Consider the following 1,307-nt stretch of genomic DNA (forward strand, 5'->3'; position numbering starts at 1 on the left):
AGACTTTACCTACATCGACGACATCGTCGAGGGTATTTTGAGGGTTGCAGACTTAATTCCAGAGCCAGACCCTAACTGGCAAGCAGAATCGGCAAGTCCTAAATCAAGCTCGGCCCCGTACCGCATTTATAATATCGGTAATGGTCAGGCTGTAAAATTGATGGATTTTGTTAATGAGTTAGAAAGTGCACTTGGTATTCCAGTTAAGAAAAATATGATGCCGATGCAACCAGGCGATGTGTATAAAACATGGGCAGATACAGAAGACTTGTTTGAAGCAACAGGTTATCAGCCTCAAACTTCAATAAAAGACGGCGTTAAACACTTCGTTGATTGGTACAAAGAATATTACAAGTTATAGGAAATTAAACGTTGAAAAAATATAAAATCGCAGTCGCAGGGACAGGGTACGTCGGCCTTTCAAATGCCATGTTGTTAGCACAACACAATGATGTTATTGCCGTTGATATTGTTGAAGAAAAGGTAACGATGTTGAATGAAGGCAAAAGCCCCATTGTGGACGCAGAAATTAGTGACTTTTTGACGAACAAAGACCTGAGCTTCACTGCGACTACTGACGCTGAAGCAGCATACAAAGACGCTGATTTTGTGGTTATTGCGACGCCGACGGACTATGACGTCAAAACCAACTACTTTAATACAAAGTCTGTAGAAGCCGTAATTAATAAAGTTAGTGAAGTAAATCCTGATGCAATTATGGTCATTAAATCGACCATTCCAGTTGGCTTTACTGCGCAAATTAAAGAACAGCTTAACAATGAACAAATTATCTTTTCACCAGAGTTTTTACGTGAAGGAAAAGCGCTACACGATAATCTTTACCCATCACGTATAATTGTCGGTGAACAGTCTGAACGTGCCCAGACCTTTGCCAACTTGTTGGCCCAAGGTGCGTTGAAAGAAAATCCAGATGTATTATTAACAAACTCTACAGAAGCCGAAGCCATTAAGCTGTTTTCCAATACCTATTTGGCGATGCGTGTGGCTTACTTTAATGAGTTAGACAGTTATGCTCAAATAAACGGACTTAATACAAAAGAGATTATAAAAGGTGTGAGTCTCGATCCGCGAATTGGTGATCATTATAACAACCCTTCCTTTGGCTACGGTGGCTATTGTTTGCCAAAAGACACGAAACAACTTCTTGCTAACTTTGACCAAGTGCCGCAAAACTTGATTCGAGCTATCGTTGATGCGAACACGACACGTAAGGATTTTGTTGCTGACTCAATTATCGCCAAACAACCCAAAGTGGTTGGTATGTATAGGCTGATCATGAAGGCAGG

At 40.8% G+C, this 1,307-nt stretch carries 1 protein-coding gene and 1 pseudogene; both read left to right on the forward strand.

Annotated elements, in window-relative coordinates; translation table 11 throughout:
• Positions 1 to 361, forward strand: a pseudogene (locus AC4E96_RS13365) (protein CapI); the annotation flags it as partial.
• Between the two features lie 68 nt (positions 362 to 429).
• The coding region (locus AC4E96_RS13370; protein WP_490256178.1) for a nucleotide sugar dehydrogenase at positions 430 to 1,307 on the forward strand (878 nt) is incomplete at its 3' end.

It is taken from the genome of Psychrosphaera sp. (assembly GCF_982872775.1).